The sequence below is a fragment of the Sporosarcina sp. FSL K6-2383 genome (genome assembly GCF_038618305.1).
Taxonomy (GTDB): domain Bacteria; phylum Bacillota; class Bacilli; order Bacillales_A; family Planococcaceae; genus Sporosarcina.
Genome location: NZ_CP152017.1, coordinates 3,000,583 through 3,019,274, shown reverse-complemented (window position 1 = coordinate 3,019,274; position 18,692 = coordinate 3,000,583). Strand labels below are relative to the sequence as shown.

Here is an 18,692-nt window from a genome sequence, read left to right as displayed (position 1 = left end):
AATTCCCATCCTTCACTGCGCTGTTTCGATGACTTCAAGCATGTTGAAAACGAAACGATAAATCGTCATATAAATGTCCTCAAATGACTGCGCTTCGCTAAAACCTTTTATATAATCCAACGCGAAATTGACATCCCATAACCCATCTTCACCGGAAAACATGACGCTGTATTTTACACCGTCTCCCTGCAAGTGGTTATCCAAATAGGCTTTAATATCATCCCCGAATTTCTTTTGCAGCTTTAAGCCAAATAACGCAGTATACGTTTCAAAAACTTCATCGAATTCCAGCGCAACAGCATCGATACGAATAGCCTCAAAAATATTTGATTCTGCATAGACGAATTGATTGTGGTGCTTTTTTAAATAAGAAACCGCTTCACTCAAAAAGCCACGAGCTTCCGTACCCATTAATTCTTCCGTTTCTTTATCACAGCGTTCAAGCACGTTGGCGTAAAATGTTTTCTCTGTAGCAGTTACACCTTTCGGAAGCAATTGTTGCTTCTCCACATAGTCTTTTTCAAAGTCGAAAAACTCAATTTTGTTAGCACGCGTATTGTCAGCGATATATTGTTCCATCTGTTTATTTAACATTCAAGTCACTCCTTCAGTTAGATTTCTCGTCTATCAGTATAACTTACATTTTGCCATAAGGCTTTTAATTAACTATAGAAAAAATATGCGGGTCGCCTATTTTGCCCAAATATACACATAAGACTATCCTTGGTTTCTCGTTAAGGGTATGATTAACTTGAATCAGCAGGGAGTTTGAACTCCCTACTGATCCAAGTTAAGCCTCCGGCGCGTGTTAAGGATTTTGAGGGGAGTTAATTGTGAATTGAACAGAAAAGGGTTCGATTTGCCGTATTTCTGCGTTTTTTTTGCAGAAATTAAGGCACTTAGATAAGCACAATTCAAAATCCTAACGCAATTACGTCGAGCCGTAATTGATTAGAATGGTAATCGCTCAACTTATGATTACGTGAGCAAATAGTAAATAGTGATGATAGGTGGATGTATGCATGAAAAGAAGTGAAAGAAAAAAATCGAAGCGTAGAGGACTGAGAAACTTTTTCTTGGTTACCGCGATCATTTTAGCAATAGGAATTTTTTATTGGGTTTACCAATTCAATAGCGGACAGTCTCTTGCGGGCGAGGGACTTGATAAGGAAGCCAATACAGAGTTCGAGCCATTTGAGGCAGAGGATCCACAATTTGGTGAGATTAATGTTCTGCTTTTAGGAAGTGATGCACGGGGAACCGATGAAGATGCACGTTCAGATTCCTTAATGATTGCTCATTATAACCAAACAACAAATGAAGTGAAACTCGTTTCAGTGATGAGAGATACCTATGTGGATATCCCAGAGTATGGCTATCATAAAATGAATACGGCATTTGCTTTAGGTGGTCCAGAGCTTGTACGGAAGACCATTAAGCATAATTTTGACGTTGATGTCCATTATTACGCAATGGTCGACTTTACCGGATTTCCTAAAATAATCGATGTCGTGGCCCCAGATGGGATTGAGGTCGATATTCAATCTACCATGTCCCATGGAATTGGGATGGTATTAAAGCCAGGGAAGCAAGTGTTACATGGCGATCAGTTGCTCGGCTATGTGCGTTATCGCAATGATATTAGAAGTGATTATGGGCGAGTCGAACGTCAGCAAGAAGTGTTGTCTAAAGTGAAAGACCAAGCGATTAGTGTGCATAGTTTGCTAAACTTGCCTAAAATATTAGGTGTCGTCAATCCTTATATTGATACGAATGTTGATAATCGAACAATCCTGACAATCGGCAAAGGATTGTTGACTGGAAAAACACGGGGGATGGAAACGATGCGAATTCCCGTAGAAAATTCATTTAAAGAAGAACGCCTAAATCGAGTAGGGGAAGTGCTTACTATTGATTTTGAGAAAAATAAGCAAGCGCTGCAAGAGTTTTTATCATCTGAAGATCCAATAAGTGAAGAAGAAACAGTTGAAGTAAATCCCTAATGAAAATGGAGCTATCCTAAAAAGTCATTTTACATGACCTTTTGGGACAGCTCCATTTTCTTCATACCAGGGATTTAAGTGAATCAACACTTCATCGACATCTTTATGATGCTCCATAATAGTATCCCTGATAGTTCGCGACACATCATGACCTTGCTGGATCGTTAATTCAGCAGGAATTCCAATGCGCAAATCGACAAGGATATAATGTCCGTGTTCACGGGCGCGTAGTCTGTCAATACGTTTTACTTCAGGAAATGTGTAGATGAGTGTAGCAAACTCATCTATTCTTTGCTGGTTGATATTTTTTTCCATTAGTACGTCCATTGCTTCTTTTCCAATCTCATAAGCAAGTTTGATGACTAAAAATGACACGATGATACCTGCTATAGGGTCGCCATACGATAGGAAGTGAATATCGTAAAAATCCCCGATGAGTGCAAGCCCAATTCCTAAAACAGCTGCGAGGGAAGCATAGACATCGGCGAGGTGATCGTATGCTGTGGCAATGAGTCCTTTACTGTTTGCCAATTTTCCAAGTCGAATAGTATAGACGTATAAAGCTTGTTTCCATATGAGTGAGATGAAAGCTGTGAGTAACGCCAGCAAGCTTGCTTTGGCAGGTTCTTCAAATAATGCTGAAATCGCCTCGAAGGCAATATAGATGGCAGCCAATCCTAAAATAAGCGCTACGATAGCAGAACTAATCACTTCTGCTTTGCCATGACCGTAAGGATGATCTTCATCAGCAGGACGCTTTGAAATGCGCATCGAGGTTAAAGCGGCTCCACTTGCAATGACATCGCCTGCATTGTGAAAACCATCGGCAAGCAGAACCGGGCTATGAAAGAGAACCCCAACGACTAGTTTAAGAATGGTTAAGAGAATATTGCTTATCAGACTAATCCAAACTGCAATAATGGAGGCGTTGGAATAATCATCTTTTTTCATAGAAAACACCACCTTTTAATATGTTTCCCAGGGGAAACAAAAACCCATGACAAGTTTCTGTCAAGGGTTTTTGTTGTTCTAAATTATATATTGGTTTTCCAGCAATCATATTCATCACTCGCTACAGTAAGACGTTTTCAAATTATAACACTGACAGATTTCAACGGCAAGCTTGGGGAGGAGCATTCTTTATGATTGAGCAAATACAAAATCATCAAAAATGGGGATGAAAACAATTTTTCAATTATGAGCAGGTGGATGGATCTGTTGCGTTGATCGTATATTGCTTATCAGATGACTGGCCTTTCTTGAATAAACGATTAGGAATTAGGAAATAGTGAGCTTAAACAGATCCAGAAAAAAGCAGGTGAAAGAGATGAGTTATTGGAATGGCGATAATAATGAAGAAGTAACGAACTCTACATCTACTACACAGAACGATAAAGTACTTATTACAATTGCCATGATTAAGAGTAAATTATATGGAATTAACGATGCTACGTTTAAAGATATTCAAACCGGAGAAGAGCTTGTGACAATCATTTATTTTAGTTCACTTATTGAAAAACTGACCCTGCACAGAACGGTTATTCTTCCGTTGTTAACCCAAAAGGAAGAATTGGTGAAATTTGCAGATGTACCTGCACAAATCAATCTTGCAGACATTGTATCTACTATCATCGAAGGAAACACGATTGTTTATTTTCATACTAAAAATATTTTTGCAATTGTGAATACATATAGCCCTCCTATGAGTTCAATTATTGGATCCGATACCGAATCAAGTGTCATTGGTCCGCAAGATGCTTTTACGGAGTCGCTGCAAACAAACTTATCACTGATAAAAAGACGGATTCAAAACACAAGTTTGAAAAATAAGGACTATATCGTAGGAACAGAAACAAATACTAAAATCTCTGTAGTTTACATGGAGCATATTGTGAATAAGGATAATTTGGATAAAGTGCATAAAAAAATAGTCGACATAAAACATCCGGGCTTTAATGATATCTCTATCTTGGAACAGCTAATGGATGACCATCCGTTCTCCCCAATCCCACAATATCTTGCGACGGTAAGACCCGATGCTGTTGCATCCTATTTATTGGATGGGCGCATCGCTATTTTTATGAACAATAGTCAGGCAGTCATGATTTGCCCCATTTCATTTTTTGAACTATTTACTTCGCCCGAGGATGCCTATAACCGTTGGACGACGGCCTCCCTTCTTAGGACCCTTCGTTTTTTCGGGTTCTTCTTATCGGTCATATTAACACCTACTTACATTTCAGTACTTACTCATCATCCAGAAATGCTTCCTTTCAATGCATTATTAAACTTACAAGAGTCAAGAGGTAAGGTACCTTTTCCACCTATTCTTGAAGTACTATTTATGGAACTTGTTATTGAAATATTAAGAGAAGCTGGGACACGAATGCCGTCGAAAATTGGACAAACAATTGGTATTGTTGGTGGGATTGTCATTGGGACTGCTGCAGTTGAAGCAAGTCTTGTGAGCAATGTCCTCATCGTTATTGTAGCGATTTCAGCGCTGCTATCTTTTCTATCACCAAATTTCACGTTGAGTAACTCGAATCGTGCCATTCGCTATATTTTTATAGTGGCTGCGGGCATGTTCGGATTATATGGTCAGATGATTGCATTTGCATGGCTTTTTCATCACTTATTAACTTTAACTTCTTTAGGAACCCCATTTATGACACCTGTCATACCAAGAAAATGGACAGACTTTCTTAACAGTGTCGTACGTGCACCCTTCTTTTTTGATAAACGAAAGTCGGGTGTTGCTAACGTGCAAAGCAAAAAAGCACCTCCTATAGAAAAGGGGGAGTAGGCAATGGATAAAGATAAATTTAAAGTTTTGAATCGCTATCATGTTGTTTTTCTTGTTCAAAATGTGATGGTAGGAACCTCTATCTTATCATTGCCGAATCGATTAAGTTCAATGGGGTACAGTCAGTGGTGGATGCCACTGTTGTTTGGGGTTATCGCAAACATTGTGCTCATACCAATGATATGGCTCGCTCTAAAATATCGTGATGATCATTTATTTGCAATTCATGAAAAGCTACTAGGCAAATGGCTCGGGAAAAGTATAAATATTTTTCTTGTTGCCTATTTCGTTGTAATTATAGCAGCTGTCTGTGCAAGCTATATTCAATTAATACAAGTTGTGGCACTCGTAGACCGAACAATCACGGGACCGTTAATTATTCTTTTGCTTATGATCATTTACATTGTAAACGGTGGCATTAAATCGGTCGCACGGTTTTGTATCATGGCTTTTTTCCTAACACTTGGAACTGTTTTTATTTTGAAATGGGGATTTGTTGAAGGAGAAATTAGTCATATGCTGCCTATTTTTAACTTCAATGCACAGGAGTTTTACACAGCAACTAAAAATGGACTAATGGCAGTCGGCGGTTTCGAATTAATATCGTTTTATTTTCCATATATCATCGATCAAAGAAAAGCATTGAAACATGCGTCACTTGGCATATGGTTATGTGTCTTGCTCACCTTTCTATTCACATTCGTAAGTGTGATGTTTTTTTCAGAGTGGCAACTTAAACACCTAATATATCCTGTTTTAAATTTGTTTAAAGAAGTTGAATTATCTTTTCTTGAACGAATCGACGTGCTAGGCATCACTTTATGGGTATTTCTTATTCTGTCTACGACTGCTGCTTATTTGTGGGCTGCAAAGAGAGGATTAGATTCAATTCTTTCAACAGCGAAGAGTGCGCATCTATACATGATTGTGATTGCTGTCTACCTAGTCGTACAGATTCCGTTTATGCAAGAGTTTCAAAAACTGTTATTTGAACGTATTTTTTACGTTATGTATGTCATGTTTGTGTGGCCAATCCTATTGTGTATCATTCACGTTATGAAACCAAAAAGAACGAGGGGTTAAGATGAAGAAAATCATTTTATTACTATTCGCACTATCTACATTTTTCACAGTGGGATGTACGCGTGAAGGTCAGCGTTCTTCTGTGGAAGATTTAGCATTGGTGAGTAGTGTAGGCCTTGACTATGTGAATGAGAAAGAAATAAGGATGACCGTATCGATACCACAACCAATGGGTGAATCCCCGGTACTTACAGAAGTTTATTCAGTCAACACAGAAATGATTCAAGAGGGACTCGTCAATATATCTTCTGAAGCTGACAAAATGATTATTTTAAACCAATTACGAACGATTTTATTTAATGAAGAATTTGCGAGAAGTGGCAAGGTAACGAAAGTGATTGAACATTTTTATAGGGATTCAACAATCGGTAATAAAGTCCGTCTTGTCGTTGTAAAAGATAAAGCAGAGGAGGTGTTAAGAGCTGATTATCCAGAAAATGAACATATGGATGCTTATTTGAATGATTTGTTTCAGCCTAAGCTCCATAATTCTTTTAGTCCCTTTACCTCGATCAATGATTATATAAGCGATCAAGAAAGTCCGATCTATCATACGATGATTCCTTATTTAGAAAAAAAGGAGAACTCACTTAAAATTATTGGTATTACTTTATTTAATGATGAAAAAATGATTCAAATAATTACGAATCAAGAATCGCTACTTATTCAGGCGTTGAAAGGGCTTGAAAAACTTTCTCCTATTGCTATTAAATTTAAGGGAAATGAACAGGATCAACAACTTTTTGTCGAACAAATTGAAAACGATTTAAAAGTGACAAGTAATAAAAATATTGACTCTCCGAAATTGGATATATCCCTCAAAATAGAGGGAGTAATAGTCGAATATAAAGGGAAACGAGATTTAAGTAAAAGTGAAGAAAATAAAAAAATTGAAAAAGAAATTAATAAACAAATTACAAAAGAGATAGAAGACTTGTTAAAAAAACTTCAGGAATCGGAAGTTGACCCAGTGGGTTTCAGTGAGTATTTTAGAATGTATCACAAAGGAAAATGGACAGATGAATTAACAATGAAAGTAATGCGCACAGTAGAATACAACGTAAATGTGGAATTTAAAATTCTTAACACAGGTACGTTAAAGTAATTCATACGGTGTCTAGTTAGGGCTACAATTTGTGCTCTTTGTAGCTGGTTAACTATTTCCTTAATTGACAACGTTGAAAGTCTCCATCTTTCTAGCCACATGAAAAACCACTTCATCTACTGGTTCATTCCCAGCTGATAAAGTGGTTCTTTGATTTACCCCATAATATTATAGCCAGCATCGACATAAATAATTTCGCCAGTGACGCCGCGTGATAGATTGCTTAAAACGGCAATCGTCATATCTGCGACTTCTTCTTGCGTGACATTACGTTTAAGGGGGGCTTTCTCCTCAATTTGAGTCAAAATTGTATTAAATGAAGGAACGCCTTTTGCCGACAATGTCCGAATGGCTCCCGCTGAAATTGCATTGACACGAATGTTTTCTTTCCCTAAATCGTATGCCAAGTATTTGACGGAAGATTCCAATGCCGCTTTCGCAACACCCATTACGTTGTAGCCATCCAATACACGTTCAGCACCTAGATAGCTCATCGTGACAATTGAGCCGCCCTCTGTCATAAATGGACGAGCTTCTTTCGCTGTCGCAATTAATGAGTAAGCACTAGTATCTTGCGCAAATGCAAACCCACTTCTTGTCGTTTCTACAAAGTCATTTCTCAAATCTTCAGCGTGTGCAAAGGCGAGTGAATGCACAATTCCATGAATGATGCCAGCTTCTGCACCGATTTTTGCAAAAGCTGCATGAATACTGTCATCCTCATTAACATCACATTGCACAATTTGCTTTGCTTCGTATCCTTCCGCACTTAATAATTTCTCCAATTTGACGAGTGAACGCTCTTTCCGATAGGTGAAAATGACATTTGCGCCGACTGTGAAGAGTGATTTTGCAACTCCCCAAGCAAGACTTCGTTCATTCGCAACACCCATGACAACTATGTTTTTACCCTTTAATTTCAATAAATCCTCCATAATAACCTCCTACATAAATCGCTGATACCTATTATTAGTACCAGATGCTAATCAAATTATAGCATATCTGTGAAGAAAGTGTGAATGTCTATTCTAAAATTGTGGAAGCGTATTCATTTCTGAAATATTTGTAATAAATAAAAATGCAGTTGACTTTATAATTATGCATACATATAATAAGTCTAACTTGTAATGAGGGGTGACTGTAATGAAGGTAGGAATCATTGGTGCTTCGGGGTATGGCGGGCTTGAACTCATCCGGCTATTGCATAACCATCCCGAAATTGAACAACTTGAATTATTCACGTCTTCGGAAGAAGGTACTGTATTTTCGCATAAGTATTCACATCTTATGAATATAGTTGATCGTCCGCTTCAGAAAATTGAGCAAGAGAAATTAGCGCAACTTGATATCGTATTTTCGAGTACGCCTGCCGGTGTAGCTAGTCAGCTACTGCCACCGTTAATTGGCAAAGGGCCGAAACTCATCGATTTGTCTGGTGATTTTCGATTAAAGGATGTATCAGAATACGAACAATGGTATAACAAGAAACCTGCTCCGCAAGAGGCAGTTGCACAAAGTGTATATGGACTAACAGAATGGAACTATGATGCTATTAAAGAAGCACAGTTAATCGCCAATCCTGGCTGCTATCCAACGGCAGTATTGTTATCGTTATTACCATTGATAAAAAATAAATTGATTGATGCTAGCGGTTTGATTATTGATGCGAAAAGCGGTGTGTCTGGCGCAGGCAATCAACCTAGTCAAATGACGCATTTCAGTGAAACGAATGAAAATACAGCAATTTATAAAATACATCAGCATCAGCACATCCCGGAAATCGAGCAGGCATTTGGATTGTTTGCACAACAAGCACCTCCGATTACTTTTACAACGCATCTTGTTCCGATGACGCGGGGGATTTTGGCAACAAGCTATGCGCCTGTCCGAGAAGGGGTCACAGAGGCTCAGCTTGTCGATTGTTTACAACAAACCTATGCGAATCATCCGTTTGTTCGAGTGTTGAAGGATACGAATAAATTTGGAACCAATCAAGTATATGGCTCTAATTATTGTGATCTCCATGTCAAAGTGGATCCTCGGACGAACAGGGCAACAATCGTTTCTGTCATTGACAATTTAGTAAAAGGGGCGGCAGGGCAGGCGATTCAAAATATGAATGTTCAATTCGGTTTTGAGGAAATGACTGGTTTAGCTTTTGTCCCGGCATTCATTTGACGAACAAGGAGGGATGAAATTCAATCCCTCCTTGTTCGTCAAATAGCCTCCGGCGGATGTCACAAATTTTGAAAGGAGTTAATTAAGGCAGTCTAAGTTCGCGACGTCCTGAAAAAGTGCCTTAATTTCTGCAAAAAACACAGAAATACGGCAAATCGAACCCTTCGCTGTTCGATTCGCAACGACTGCATACCCGCATCCTGCGGGCACAATTCAAAATTTGGACGCAATTACGCCAAGGCGAAATTGATTTTATAAAAGGGGGAAACACTATGATAACGACTTATCCAACCGTGAAGCGTATTTCGCGTAAAAATATCGTTTCACCTATCGGATTTAAAGCGGCAGGCATTCATTGTGGCATTAAACATAAAAAGAATGATTTAGCATTACTCATTAGTGAAGTGCCGGCGAGTGTCGCAGGAGTCTTTACAACAAATGCGATAAAGGCGGCACCACTTCTGGTTACAAAAGAAGTGGTTCAGCAGGTCGGAAAGATGCAGGCGATTATTGTAAACTCTGGAAATGCCAATGCGTGTACAGGACAGCAAGGTATGAAGGATGCATTGCTTATGCAGCAAACAACAGCAGAAAAGCTTGGCATTGCACCAGAATTAGTCGGTGTCGCGTCAACGGGCGTTATAGGCGAAATGATGCAGATGGAGCCGATTGTCAAAGGTATTCACAAAATACAACCTATCGCTGAGTTGGAGGGCTCAATTCTCTTTTCGCAAGCGATATTGACGACGGATACCGTGACAAAAAATACTGCTTATAGCGCAATTATTGATGGTAAAGAAATCATTATCGCAGGAACAGCAAAAGGCTCGGGGATGATTGCGCCGAATATGGCCACAATGCTGAGCTTTATCACAACGGATGCAAATATCGAATCTGTTCATTTGCAAGAAGCTTTGAAGCTGGTGACGGACAAAACGTTTAATTCCATTACGGTTGATGGTGACACGTCGACTAACGATATGGTTGTTGTTATGGCGAATGGCATGGCAGAGAACGAATCATTGACGCCTACTCATCCAGATTGGTCGCTATTCGTGAAAACATTGCATGCTGTTTCTCAGGACTTAGCAAAAATGATTGCCAAGGACGGGGAAGGGGCGACAAAGCTGATTGAAGTGGAAGTTGTGGGTGCCATTACAGATGAAGAGGCGCGTATGATTGCCAAATCAGTGGTCGGCTCACCTCTTGTTAAAACAGCAGTCTTTGGTTGTGATGCGAACTGGGGGCGCATTATTGCAGCGGTTGGCTATAGCGGAGCAACATTGGACCCGAATGCCATTACGATTAAAATCGGTACCACTACAGTCGTTGAAAACGGCGAGCCAATCCTATTTTCAGAGCAGCAATTACTTGTTTATTTAAAACAGCCAGAAGTGAAATTTACGGTCGAACTGCACCAAGGAAATGGTCAAGGAATCGCATGGGGGTGTGACTTAACATATGACTACGTTCAAATCAACGCAACCTATCGCTCGTAAGCGTCTAGTGATTAAATTAGGTGGTAGTATGCTGGAAGGGTTAGATAATGATTTTTTCATCAAGTTTAAACAGTTACAGGAAGAAGGCAATGATTTGATCATTGTGCACGGCGGGGGGATTGCTATCAATCAACAGCTTGCTAAAAATGGTGTACCTTCAACTGTAGTAAGTGGGATTCGAGTTACATCGAAGGAAGCTGCGAATATTGTGCAATCTACATTAGTTGGTCAAGTGAATCCAGCACTTGTTCACCAATTGAACAAAAAAGGCATTGGGGCGATTGGTTTGAGTGGTTATGATGGGAATTTGCTGTCATGTACATTCTTAGATGAAGAACTGTACGGATCAGTTGGGTATATCGAGCACGTCCGTGCAGAGTTACTTGATGCATTTCTTATGGCTGGTCTAGTTCCTGTGATTGCCTGTCTTGGAGCAACTGCTGATGGGTCGCCTCTTAATATTAATGCAGATACGGTTGCAAGTAAGGTCGCGCTTGCCGTTGATGCGGATAGTTTACTTCTAGTGACAGATACGCCAGGCATTAAAATACAGGAAGAAGTCCAACGAGTTGTGACACCTTCTAAGATTGCCCGATGGATTGGTACGGGTGAGATTTATGGAGGCATGTTACCAAAAGTCGGAGCTGCACTAGATTGTTTAAGTGCAGGTATTCCTAAAGTGCAAATTGTCGGTCAACAATTAGAAGGAACATCGATTAAGTCCGAGGGGGTTTTTGCTTGAGTACATTATTTCAAAATTACGCAAGGCGTCCCGTTCATATTGTCAAAGGGCAGGGAACGGTCGTAACAGATGATCAAGGAAATGACTATCTCGATTTCACAAGTGGTATCGCAGTTGTCAGTCTTGGGCATGCGCATCCTGCTATTGTCGAAGCTCTCAAAAAGCAAAGTGAGAAGCTTTGGCATATCTCGAATTTATTTGCTAGTCCTGAGCAGGAACAGCTGGCGACCGCGCTTGTAAAGGATACACCATTTGGTCAGGCTTTCTTTTGTAACAGTGGTGCCGAAGCGAATGAAGCAGCTATTAAATTAGCCCGTAAACATACACAGAAAAATACAATCATTACATTTGAACAATCATTTCATGGACGAACGTTTGGTGCGATGTCTGCAACGGGTCAAGACAAGGTTCGTCAAGGGTTCGGCCCATTACTGGAAACATTCCGAACGATCCCATATAACGATAAACAACAACTTGAAGCAGCCATTGATGATGATATAGCAGCCATTATGCTAGAAGCTATTCAAGGTGAGGGTGGCGTTAACCAACTCGATCCAGATGTTGCACAAGCAATCACGGATATTTGTCAGGAAAAAGGTATTTTATTGATTATTGATGAAGTACAGACGGGGATTAGCCGAACAGGAACGCGTTATGCTTACGAGCAGACGAATCTCCAGCCAGATATCATTACTCTTGCTAAGGGGCTAGGTGGGGGCTTCCCGATTGGGGCAATGCTGGGCACGAAAGTACTTGCAGAGTCATTTGGACCTGGCACGCACGGTACAACATTCGGGGGAAATCCACTCGCAGTGGCGGTAGCCCAAGCGGTTATTGATATTGTTTTTGAAGATGAATTTCTACAGCAAGTGAAGCAGACATCTGATTATTTATTGGATAAGTTACAAGCGATATTACCACAAGATCAGTTTACGATTCGCGGTCAAGGTTTGTTACTTGGGATTGTGTGCGAAGCTGAGGTTGCACCTTTCATTCAACAAGCGGAAGCTGCGGGCTTACTGCTTGTACAAGCAGGCACGCATGTTGTTCGCCTGCTGCCACCATTAACTGTAACAACCGAAGAAATCGACAAAGCTATAAACATTCTTGCATCCATTTTGCAACCTACAAAATCAGTGATTTCTTAAACTAAACTTGAATTAAGGCGTTCAGTGAAACGCCATTCAATTGACCTCTGTCTGAAGGTTTAAACAAACGGATCTGCCATTCAAGGCAGATCCGTTTGTTTGTGTCAAAAATGACCCCAATTCGACAATAATGAAATAAAGGAAGAAAAAATGTGTAACTTCTTCCAACATGCCCCGTCAAATACATTGAGTAATGAAAAGTGAGGAGAGAAAAAACATGAAAAAAATCAGTACAATTGCATTGGCAGCACTGTTAGCGGGTAGTGCAGTAGGTGGCTATTCAGCATATGCGCAGGAGGATATCATACCTATTATGGCTGAGAATGAGCAGCAAGTTCAAAACACAACCAATTACATGAAAGCAACTGGTGTTGTTCAAGAAATTGAAAAAGAAGCAAATGGCCTTCGTTTAACAATCGAAAATGAAGATAAAATGGTAACAATTTTACGAATCAACAATGAGTCCCTTCTATTTGACGCTGGAACAACAAACGGTCTGAAGCAAGAAGAGTTGAAAAAAGGTGCTATAATTGAAGCATACTATGATAAAAACAAACCAATGATCATGATTTATCCAGCAACAATAACGCCTGAAATCGTCATTGTGAAAAACGAAGAAGTATTCGGTGAAGTAAAAGTTAGCCAGTTCGACAAAGACTTCCTTAGCCTTGACCGTGAATTAAAATTGAATATTGGTGAAGAAACACCATTATTCAATCAACAAGGAAAAGCGATTGAACTGAAAGACTTGCAAGGTAAAGAACTGATGGTCTTCTATACGATTACCACAAGGAGTCTACCACCACAAACACCACCAAATAAGGTGATTGCTTTGGATAATCTAACACCAGATGTACAAGAAATCATTGCGAATGATCATTATATGAAAAATGGTGTCAAAATGATACCACTGCGTAAAGTGGCAGAACATCTTGGTTACTACGTATTATCAGAGCCGAAGGTTAATGGAGCAATTGTTACATTACAAAACAGTTCATTCACGATTACCCGTGGTGAAAAAATGTATGGTTATAATAAAAGCTTACGTCAATTTGAAGTAGCACCAGAGCTAAAGGATATGAAAACGTATGTACCAGAAGATTTCCTGCAGCTATTGATTCAAAACTAATAAACGAAAAGCATATAACTAAGCTTGAAACGATGGGACTGCCTTGTAAGAAGGCAGGCGTTTCAAGCTTTTTTGTTGTTTATCAATTTCGCCTCAGTGTAATTGCGTCCAGATTTTGCACCTAGCCTCTTTTCAATACATACAATAAAGCAGTGGCCGATTATCCCGGAAAAGGATGTGTTTAGACGTGTATTCCAATAACTCCAACCGTAATAGACAGTCAAAGTACACGCTAAATGATCTTTTAAAGGGAAAGGATTTAGAAATTGTTGCCGCGTCACTGCTGTTATTAGGTAAATTGAAGGTCGAATCTGTTCAGCTCTTTAGGGATAGACCTGTTATTGCGGTGACGTTACTAGGTGAATTTAAGAAATTGAATGATCAAAAAGTAGATGAAATGGCCGAGTTTTTAAACAGAAATGGAAATTTAACGATAGATGAAATAGTTGAAGGTATTAAAAAGCGAATGAATAGAGAGGAGGGAAAGTAGTGTTTGGGGACCAAACTGAATTTGATGGCGTAAAATTTATAAATACAGTTATCTTAATCGTATTCCTCCTCCTACTCATTTTCGGCTCAACAAGCCTCGAAAATCTGACGGAAGTTGAGGACATATACTAGTTTGATTCAGCAGGAGTAGACTTCCTGCTGAATTTTTATGAAGGTATAGAGTAAAAGTAAACTTAATATCCTCTAGCAAATACGACTTTGGATAACTTGCTAGAGGTGTATGTTGGATGAACTGTCAAGATGAATTTTTTTTGATTGATGAGTACCTACTCCATCTTATCTAGAATTTTATTCACCGTATTTTGATTGCGTGCAGTAGAATGCATAGCTAACTTCTTTTCGAAAAAGGTATTGGTGTATTTCGTTTGATGGTAGTTTTTCGTAAGTGAAATAATGATGTCCTTCTTATTGACGATAACGAATTCATCTTCTACTAGTTCATCCAGCAAGGCTAGTTGCTCATCAGAAATATCCTTTTCAAGAAACATAACATAAACTTGTTCCTTTGAAAAAATGGGGTGCTGCTGAATCTCTAATAGCTCTTGCTTTGTTCGCACAACAACAGGAATTTCAAATCCATATGTATCCCGTAAGTGTGTTTCGATGTGGTGGATGTTGTAGGATGTCCCATCAAAAAGGACATTCCCCGTTTGAATATAAGTACGGACATTTTCATAGGCCATTTGCTCAAATAAAGCCCTTAAAGATTGCATATCCACTTTGTTTTTCTTCCCTAGGTTAATGCCCCTAAGTAAAGCAACTGATGTCATATGATACACCCCTAGTATGGTTATTTTAATTTTCAAACCTTTTGATTGTCCCTTCATTGCTATTATAAGGTATTCTAATAGTATTGTTCACAATTAAAGGAGGATTTTTTTTATGAAATATAACCAAATTAAACACACTGACCTAAACGTCTCGAATATCATTATGGGGAATATGCGCTTGCCACAGCTTACAGTAGCTGAAATCGAGCAGCTAATCCACACAGCACTTGACGAAGGGATCAACTTCTTTGATCATGCAGATATTTATGGGCAGGGCAGAAGTGAGGAATTATTTGCTGAAGCGATTCAAATGAATTCGAGCATCCGTGAAAAAATGATTATTCAAAGTAAATGTGGTATTAAAGGGCAAGAAAACTACTTCGATTTTTCGAAAGGGCATATTCTGGATTCAGTCGATGGTATCTTAAAGCGTTTACAAACGGATTACTTGGATCTGTTATTGCTACATCGTCCTGATCCATTAATGGAGCCAGAAGAAGTTGCGGAAGCATTTGAAGTTTTGCATAGCAGTGGAAAGGTAAAGTATTTTGGGGTATCCAATCATAGTCCAGCACAAATCGAGCTATTACAAAAATATACGCCGCATAAATTAGTCGTCAACCAAGTTCAATTCAGCATCGCTCACACACCGATAATTGACTCTGGTATTGCGTTAAACATGAATACCGACCAAGCTATTAATCGTGATAGTAGTGTCCTTGAATATTGCCGTTTACATGATATTCAGCTACAAGCATGGTCGCCATTCCAAAATGGATTCTTTGAAGGTACATTTCTTGGCGATTTAGAGAAGTTTGCAGAGTTGAATAAAGTGATTGACGAAATTGCAACCCATTATGATGTAACAAATACAGCAATCGCAACAGCTTGGATTACCCGTCATCCTGCTAACATCCAGGTCGTGTTAGGGACAACAAGCCCGCAACGCCTTAAAGATGCATGTGCAGGTGCTGAAATTACGTTAACGAGAAAAGAATGGTATGACATCTATAAAGCAGCAGGGAATATGGTCCCTTGATTTATTTAAGAAAAAGGTGAAGCAATAGTGAAGCGAATTGCAATTGATATGGATGAAGTCATTAGCCATTTCAGTGTGGGCTGTTTGGAGCTGTTCAATAAAGAATTCAATGAAAAATATACAATAAAAGATTTACAAGGGAAATTGTTAGTAGAATTAGACGCTAGATTTGCAGACAGGGTAGATTATTATTTGGCCAATGAATCATTTTTTCTGGATTTACAGGTGATTAAAGACAGTCAAGAAGTGATCCAAAAGTTAAGTGCTCGCTATGATATTTATATTGTAACGGCGGCAATGGAATTCCCAACATCTCTGGCTCCGAAGTATCAATGGCTGAAACGGCATTTTAGCTTTTTGAATGACAAGAACTTTGTTTTCTGTGGAGATAAAAGCATTATTCATGCAGATTATTTAATCGATGACACGCCGAGTAACTTAGATAGGTTTACAGGACAAGGCATACTTTTCACAGCTCCACATAATCGCAACGTAACCGGCTATACTCGCCTAAACAATTGGCAAGAGGTTGCAGATTATTTCCTGAAGATATAAAACCACCCATTTCGGGTGGTTTTTAAATTCCTTATTCTCCAGTTTCAGGAGAGAATTGACGTTGGCCAAGTTCTTTTTCGTAAATGAATAATGCATTTTTATCTTCACCGATACGTTTTAAATACTCGATATGTGTATCAAAAGATGCTTCTTCTTCAACTTGCTCGTCCAAGAACCATCTTAAAAATGAAATCGTTGCATGTTCTTTTTCTTCCCAAGCGAGATCAGTAAGTTCATAGAAGTTTTTTGTGACTGCTTTCTCCTGTAACAAGCCAGACTCAAAAGTATCTAAAATAGAACTAAAATTGATTTTTGGTTCAGACGTAGCAGAAAACTTTGCTTGAATACCTCTGTCGTTCAAATAGTTGTAGATTTTCATACCGTGGAAACGTTCTTCTTCGGCTTGTTGGAGATAGTAGTTGGCAAAACCGCTGTAATTATTGTGTTCGCAATACGCAGCCATTGCCATATAAGATTGAGCGGCATCAAATTCATTGTTTAATTGTTTGTTAAGTGCGTCTGCTAATCGTTGACTAATCATAGTAATCTTCCTCCATTTCATGGTGTATAACCTTCTTTTATTATAAACGATTGGTCTATGACATTCACATAATTTGATTAGTCCACGTGGGGATAATAATACGTGGTCAATCTGCATAGTAAATTCGACAGGTTATCATTAGAACAAATTCCGGAAGAAATTAAATGCTTGAACAAGAGTTTACTGCTGCTAGAGGACATATACAATAATATTCAAGTATAGTAATATGGTTAATCGTAAATATAATTATCCTGTGATAAAATTATATCTATGCAGTATAATTTAATTAATTCTATCTATGATGCTATTGTAATATAGCGAACTGATTAGTCGTAAATCAAATTTAGTTATGCTACAATTATGGAAGTTCGATTGGCTATCATATCCAGTTGATACATGAGTCCCAATTAACTATTCGTTACACACAAAAACACCCACTCCTCCACGAGTAGGTGTTCAAGGTTTAAACTATTTGCAAATGATACTTGCAACGTATCATTAAGGTGTTACTTTTATAACTCCAACAGCGCCTTTTGTAGCATGATTAAACTGGTGTGTAACGAATGGATATTCCCCTTCTTCTGTAACGATGAATTCAACAACAGCTCCTCCGCTTGCAGGAAGCATAACTGTTTGTAAGCCTTTCATGTGGTTGGCAGGATCCGGATTACCATCAATATAGACGTCATCTAAAATGGTTCCAATAACGTGGAAGGAGCTTACTTCATTTGGCCCCACGTTCATAACGTAAATACGAACTTTTTCGCCCACTTTTGCAACAAGCGGTTGATCCTTTAAAGTGAATGTATCACCATTTGTATTGCGGTCCCCTTCATTTAACGCTTTTGTTGAGAACACAACTTCACTTGGTACGCCATTTGTCATAGCATCCATATCATTTTCTTTGTACCATTCATTTTGGACAATTACGAATTCTCGGTCGACTTCATGGTCAGTTGGAAAGCCATTTTTCGGTTTGACGATAATGGTTCCATGCATCCCGTTCGCGATATGCTCTAAAACGGGATCAGTTGCACAGTGATACATGAATACGCCAGGTCTATTCGCTGGGTAAGTGAATGTCCCATCTTGGTTTGGCATTACATCTGCAAATCCGACATTTGGTGCAACATGCACTGCATGGAAGTCCATACTATGCGGAACGGCAGGGTCAATATTGACCAATTTGAAGTTGACGAGATCTCCTTCATTAACGACGAGGAGTGGTCCAGGTGCTTCTCCATTGAATGTCCACGCCTTATACATTTTGCCTTTTGCAATTTCGATATCTGTGATTTGCGAAGTCATTTCTATATTAACTTCATGTTCACCAACACGCTCAAATTTGACTGGAACAGGTGGTTGATTCAGCCCTTCATGAGGTGCATACACTCTTACATCTGCTGTAGAACTTTCAACTTCCGATTTCGCTTCCACTTTAACTTTCTCCACATCTTTGACAGCTGCATTCGATCCACAAGCCCCCAATATCATAGATACGGATAACATTGCTGCACTTACTGCCATGCCTTTTCTCATCATAAACCCTCCTTGATATTTTTACCAGATACCATCTGATACCTA

At 39.1% G+C, this 18,692-nt stretch carries 18 protein-coding genes; 12 read left to right on the top strand and 6 right to left on the bottom strand.

Annotation, left to right across the window (positions count from 1 at the left end; all coding sequences use genetic code 11):
• Window positions 1-12: 12 nt before the first annotated feature.
• Window positions 13-594 carry a branched-chain amino acid aminotransferase gene (locus tag MKZ10_RS15080; protein ID WP_342505759.1) on the bottom strand — a complete coding sequence of 194 codons (582 nt, stop codon included), beginning with the start codon at window positions 592-594 and terminating at the stop codon, window positions 13-15.
• 428 nt (window positions 595-1,022) lie between these two features.
• On the opposite strand from MKZ10_RS15080, the gene MKZ10_RS15075 reads away from it, so the two are divergent.
• Entirely contained in the window at window positions 1,023-2,003 is a 981-nt protein-coding gene (locus MKZ10_RS15075) for an LCP family protein (protein ID WP_342505758.1), read from the top strand.
• Between the two features lie 24 nt (window positions 2,004-2,027).
• Here MKZ10_RS15075 and MKZ10_RS15070 read toward each other — a convergent pair whose 3' ends face one another.
• A complete protein-coding gene (locus tag MKZ10_RS15070; protein ID WP_342505757.1) occupies window positions 2,028-2,954 on the bottom strand; it encodes a cation diffusion facilitator family transporter in 927 nt (308 codons plus the stop codon).
• Window positions 2,955-3,330: 376 nt separating this feature from the next.
• Between MKZ10_RS15070 and MKZ10_RS15065 the strand changes: the two genes are divergently transcribed.
• Genes MKZ10_RS15065 through MKZ10_RS15055 form a run of 3 tightly spaced genes read left to right on the top strand, consistent with a single transcriptional unit; the run spans window position 3,331 to window position 6,997 of the window.
• A complete protein-coding gene (locus tag MKZ10_RS15065) occupies window positions 3,331-4,809 on the top strand; it encodes a spore germination protein (protein WP_342505756.1) in 1,479 nt (492 codons plus the stop codon).
• 3 nt (window positions 4,810-4,812) lie between these two features.
• Complete coding sequence (locus MKZ10_RS15060) at window positions 4,813-5,892, top strand: GerAB/ArcD/ProY family transporter (protein ID WP_342505755.1); 1,080 nt, start codon at window positions 4,813-4,815, stop codon at window positions 5,890-5,892.
• 1 nt (window position 5,893) lies between these two features.
• Window positions 5,894-6,997, top strand: coding sequence for a Ger(x)C family spore germination protein (locus MKZ10_RS15055; protein ID WP_342505754.1), 1,104 nt, complete (start codon window positions 5,894-5,896; stop codon window positions 6,995-6,997).
• A gap of 155 nt (window positions 6,998-7,152) precedes the next feature.
• On the opposite strand, the gene MKZ10_RS15050 is transcribed toward MKZ10_RS15055, so the two are convergent.
• Window positions 7,153-7,932 carry an SDR family oxidoreductase gene (locus MKZ10_RS15050; RefSeq protein ID WP_342505753.1) on the bottom strand — a complete coding sequence of 260 codons (780 nt, stop codon included), beginning with the start codon at window positions 7,930-7,932 and terminating at the stop codon, window positions 7,153-7,155.
• Window positions 7,933-8,140: 208 nt separating this feature from the next.
• On the opposite strand from MKZ10_RS15050, the gene argC reads away from it, so the two are divergent.
• The 6 genes from argC (at window position 8,141) to MKZ10_RS15020 (ending at window position 14,183) form a co-directional block, all read left to right on the top strand.
• Window positions 8,141-9,175, top strand: a complete 1,035-nt coding sequence (argC, locus tag MKZ10_RS15045; protein ID WP_342505752.1) for an N-acetyl-gamma-glutamyl-phosphate reductase — start codon at window positions 8,141-8,143, stop codon at window positions 9,173-9,175.
• Window positions 9,176-9,447: 272 nt separating this feature from the next.
• Entirely contained in the window at window positions 9,448-10,674 is a 1,227-nt protein-coding gene (gene argJ, locus MKZ10_RS15040; RefSeq protein WP_342505751.1) for a bifunctional ornithine acetyltransferase/N-acetylglutamate synthase, read from the top strand.
• Window positions 10,637-11,416 (top strand): acetylglutamate kinase, encoded by a 780-nt coding sequence (argB, locus tag MKZ10_RS15035; protein WP_342505750.1) that lies wholly within the window; start codon window positions 10,637-10,639, stop codon window positions 11,414-11,416. Before argJ ends, argB begins: the two co-directional genes overlap by 38 nt.
• Complete coding sequence (locus MKZ10_RS15030) at window positions 11,413-12,564, top strand: acetylornithine transaminase (RefSeq protein WP_342505749.1); 1,152 nt, start codon at window positions 11,413-11,415, stop codon at window positions 12,562-12,564. Before argB ends, MKZ10_RS15030 begins: the two co-directional genes overlap by 4 nt.
• Window positions 12,565-12,781: 217 nt before the next feature.
• Window positions 12,782-13,693, top strand: a complete 912-nt coding sequence (locus MKZ10_RS15025; RefSeq protein WP_342505748.1) for a stalk domain-containing protein — start codon at window positions 12,782-12,784, stop codon at window positions 13,691-13,693.
• Window positions 13,694-13,880: 187 nt separating this feature from the next.
• On the top strand, window positions 13,881-14,183 hold the full coding sequence (locus tag MKZ10_RS15020) for a hypothetical protein (RefSeq protein ID WP_342505747.1): 303 nt from the start codon (window positions 13,881-13,883) through the stop codon (window positions 14,181-14,183).
• 286 nt (window positions 14,184-14,469) lie between these two features.
• Here the strand turns inward: MKZ10_RS15020 and MKZ10_RS15015 are convergent, their stop codons facing one another.
• Window positions 14,470-14,973 (bottom strand): DUF1697 domain-containing protein, encoded by a 504-nt coding sequence (locus MKZ10_RS15015; RefSeq protein ID WP_342505746.1) that lies wholly within the window; start codon window positions 14,971-14,973, stop codon window positions 14,470-14,472.
• A 112-nt stretch (window positions 14,974-15,085) separates the two neighbouring features.
• Here MKZ10_RS15015 and MKZ10_RS15010 point away from each other — a divergent pair, with 112 nt between their 5' ends.
• Together MKZ10_RS15010 and MKZ10_RS15005 are read left to right on the top strand one after the other, a co-directional pair.
• Entirely contained in the window at window positions 15,086-16,012 is a 927-nt protein-coding gene (locus tag MKZ10_RS15010; RefSeq protein WP_342505745.1) for an aldo/keto reductase, read from the top strand.
• 27 nt (window positions 16,013-16,039) lie between these two features.
• Complete coding sequence (locus MKZ10_RS15005) at window positions 16,040-16,567, top strand: 5'-3'-deoxyribonucleotidase (RefSeq protein WP_342505744.1); 528 nt, start codon at window positions 16,040-16,042, stop codon at window positions 16,565-16,567.
• 31 nt (window positions 16,568-16,598) lie between these two features.
• Here MKZ10_RS15005 and MKZ10_RS15000 read toward each other — a convergent pair whose 3' ends face one another.
• Together MKZ10_RS15000 and MKZ10_RS14995 are read right to left on the bottom strand one after the other, a co-directional pair.
• The gene (locus MKZ10_RS15000; protein ID WP_342505743.1) at window positions 16,599-17,108 is read right to left on the bottom strand and encodes a ferritin; all 510 of its coding nucleotides are present in this window, start codon (window positions 17,106-17,108) and stop codon (window positions 16,599-16,601) included.
• A gap of 498 nt (window positions 17,109-17,606) precedes the next feature.
• A complete protein-coding gene (locus MKZ10_RS14995; RefSeq protein WP_342505742.1) occupies window positions 17,607-18,650 on the bottom strand; it encodes a multicopper oxidase domain-containing protein in 1,044 nt (347 codons plus the stop codon).
• Window positions 18,651-18,692 lie beyond the last annotated feature (42 nt).

Bases quoted from the DNA above. Each gene is read 5' to 3' on its own strand.
- MKZ10_RS15080 (WP_342505759.1), bottom strand. From the start codon at position 594: ATGTTAAATAAACAGATGGAACAATATATCGCTGACAATACGCGTGCT.
- MKZ10_RS15075 (WP_342505758.1), top strand. From the start codon at position 1,023: ATGAAAAGAAGTGAAAGAAAAAAATCGAAGCGTAGAGGACTGAGAAAC.
- MKZ10_RS15070 (WP_342505757.1), bottom strand. From the start codon at position 2,954: ATGAAAAAAGATGATTATTCCAACGCCTCCATTATTGCAGTTTGGATT.
- MKZ10_RS15065 (WP_342505756.1), top strand. From the start codon at position 3,331: ATGAGTTATTGGAATGGCGATAATAATGAAGAAGTAACGAACTCTACA.
- MKZ10_RS15060 (WP_342505755.1), top strand. From the start codon at position 4,813: ATGGATAAAGATAAATTTAAAGTTTTGAATCGCTATCATGTTGTTTTT.
- MKZ10_RS15055 (WP_342505754.1), top strand. From the start codon at position 5,894: ATGAAGAAAATCATTTTATTACTATTCGCACTATCTACATTTTTCACA.
- MKZ10_RS15050 (WP_342505753.1), bottom strand. From the start codon at position 7,932: ATGGAGGATTTATTGAAATTAAAGGGTAAAAACATAGTTGTCATGGGT.
- argC (WP_342505752.1), top strand. From the start codon at position 8,141: ATGAAGGTAGGAATCATTGGTGCTTCGGGGTATGGCGGGCTTGAACTC.
- argJ (WP_342505751.1), top strand. From the start codon at position 9,448: ATGATAACGACTTATCCAACCGTGAAGCGTATTTCGCGTAAAAATATC.
- argB (WP_342505750.1), top strand. From the start codon at position 10,637: ATGACTACGTTCAAATCAACGCAACCTATCGCTCGTAAGCGTCTAGTG.
- MKZ10_RS15025 (WP_342505748.1), top strand. From the start codon at position 12,782: ATGAAAAAAATCAGTACAATTGCATTGGCAGCACTGTTAGCGGGTAGT.
- MKZ10_RS15015 (WP_342505746.1), bottom strand. From the start codon at position 14,973: ATGACATCAGTTGCTTTACTTAGGGGCATTAACCTAGGGAAGAAAAAC.
- MKZ10_RS15010 (WP_342505745.1), top strand. From the start codon at position 15,086: ATGAAATATAACCAAATTAAACACACTGACCTAAACGTCTCGAATATC.
- MKZ10_RS15000 (WP_342505743.1), bottom strand. From the start codon at position 17,108: ATGATTAGTCAACGATTAGCAGACGCACTTAACAAACAATTAAACAAT.
- MKZ10_RS14995 (WP_342505742.1), bottom strand. From the start codon at position 18,650: ATGATGAGAAAAGGCATGGCAGTAAGTGCAGCAATGTTATCCGTATCT.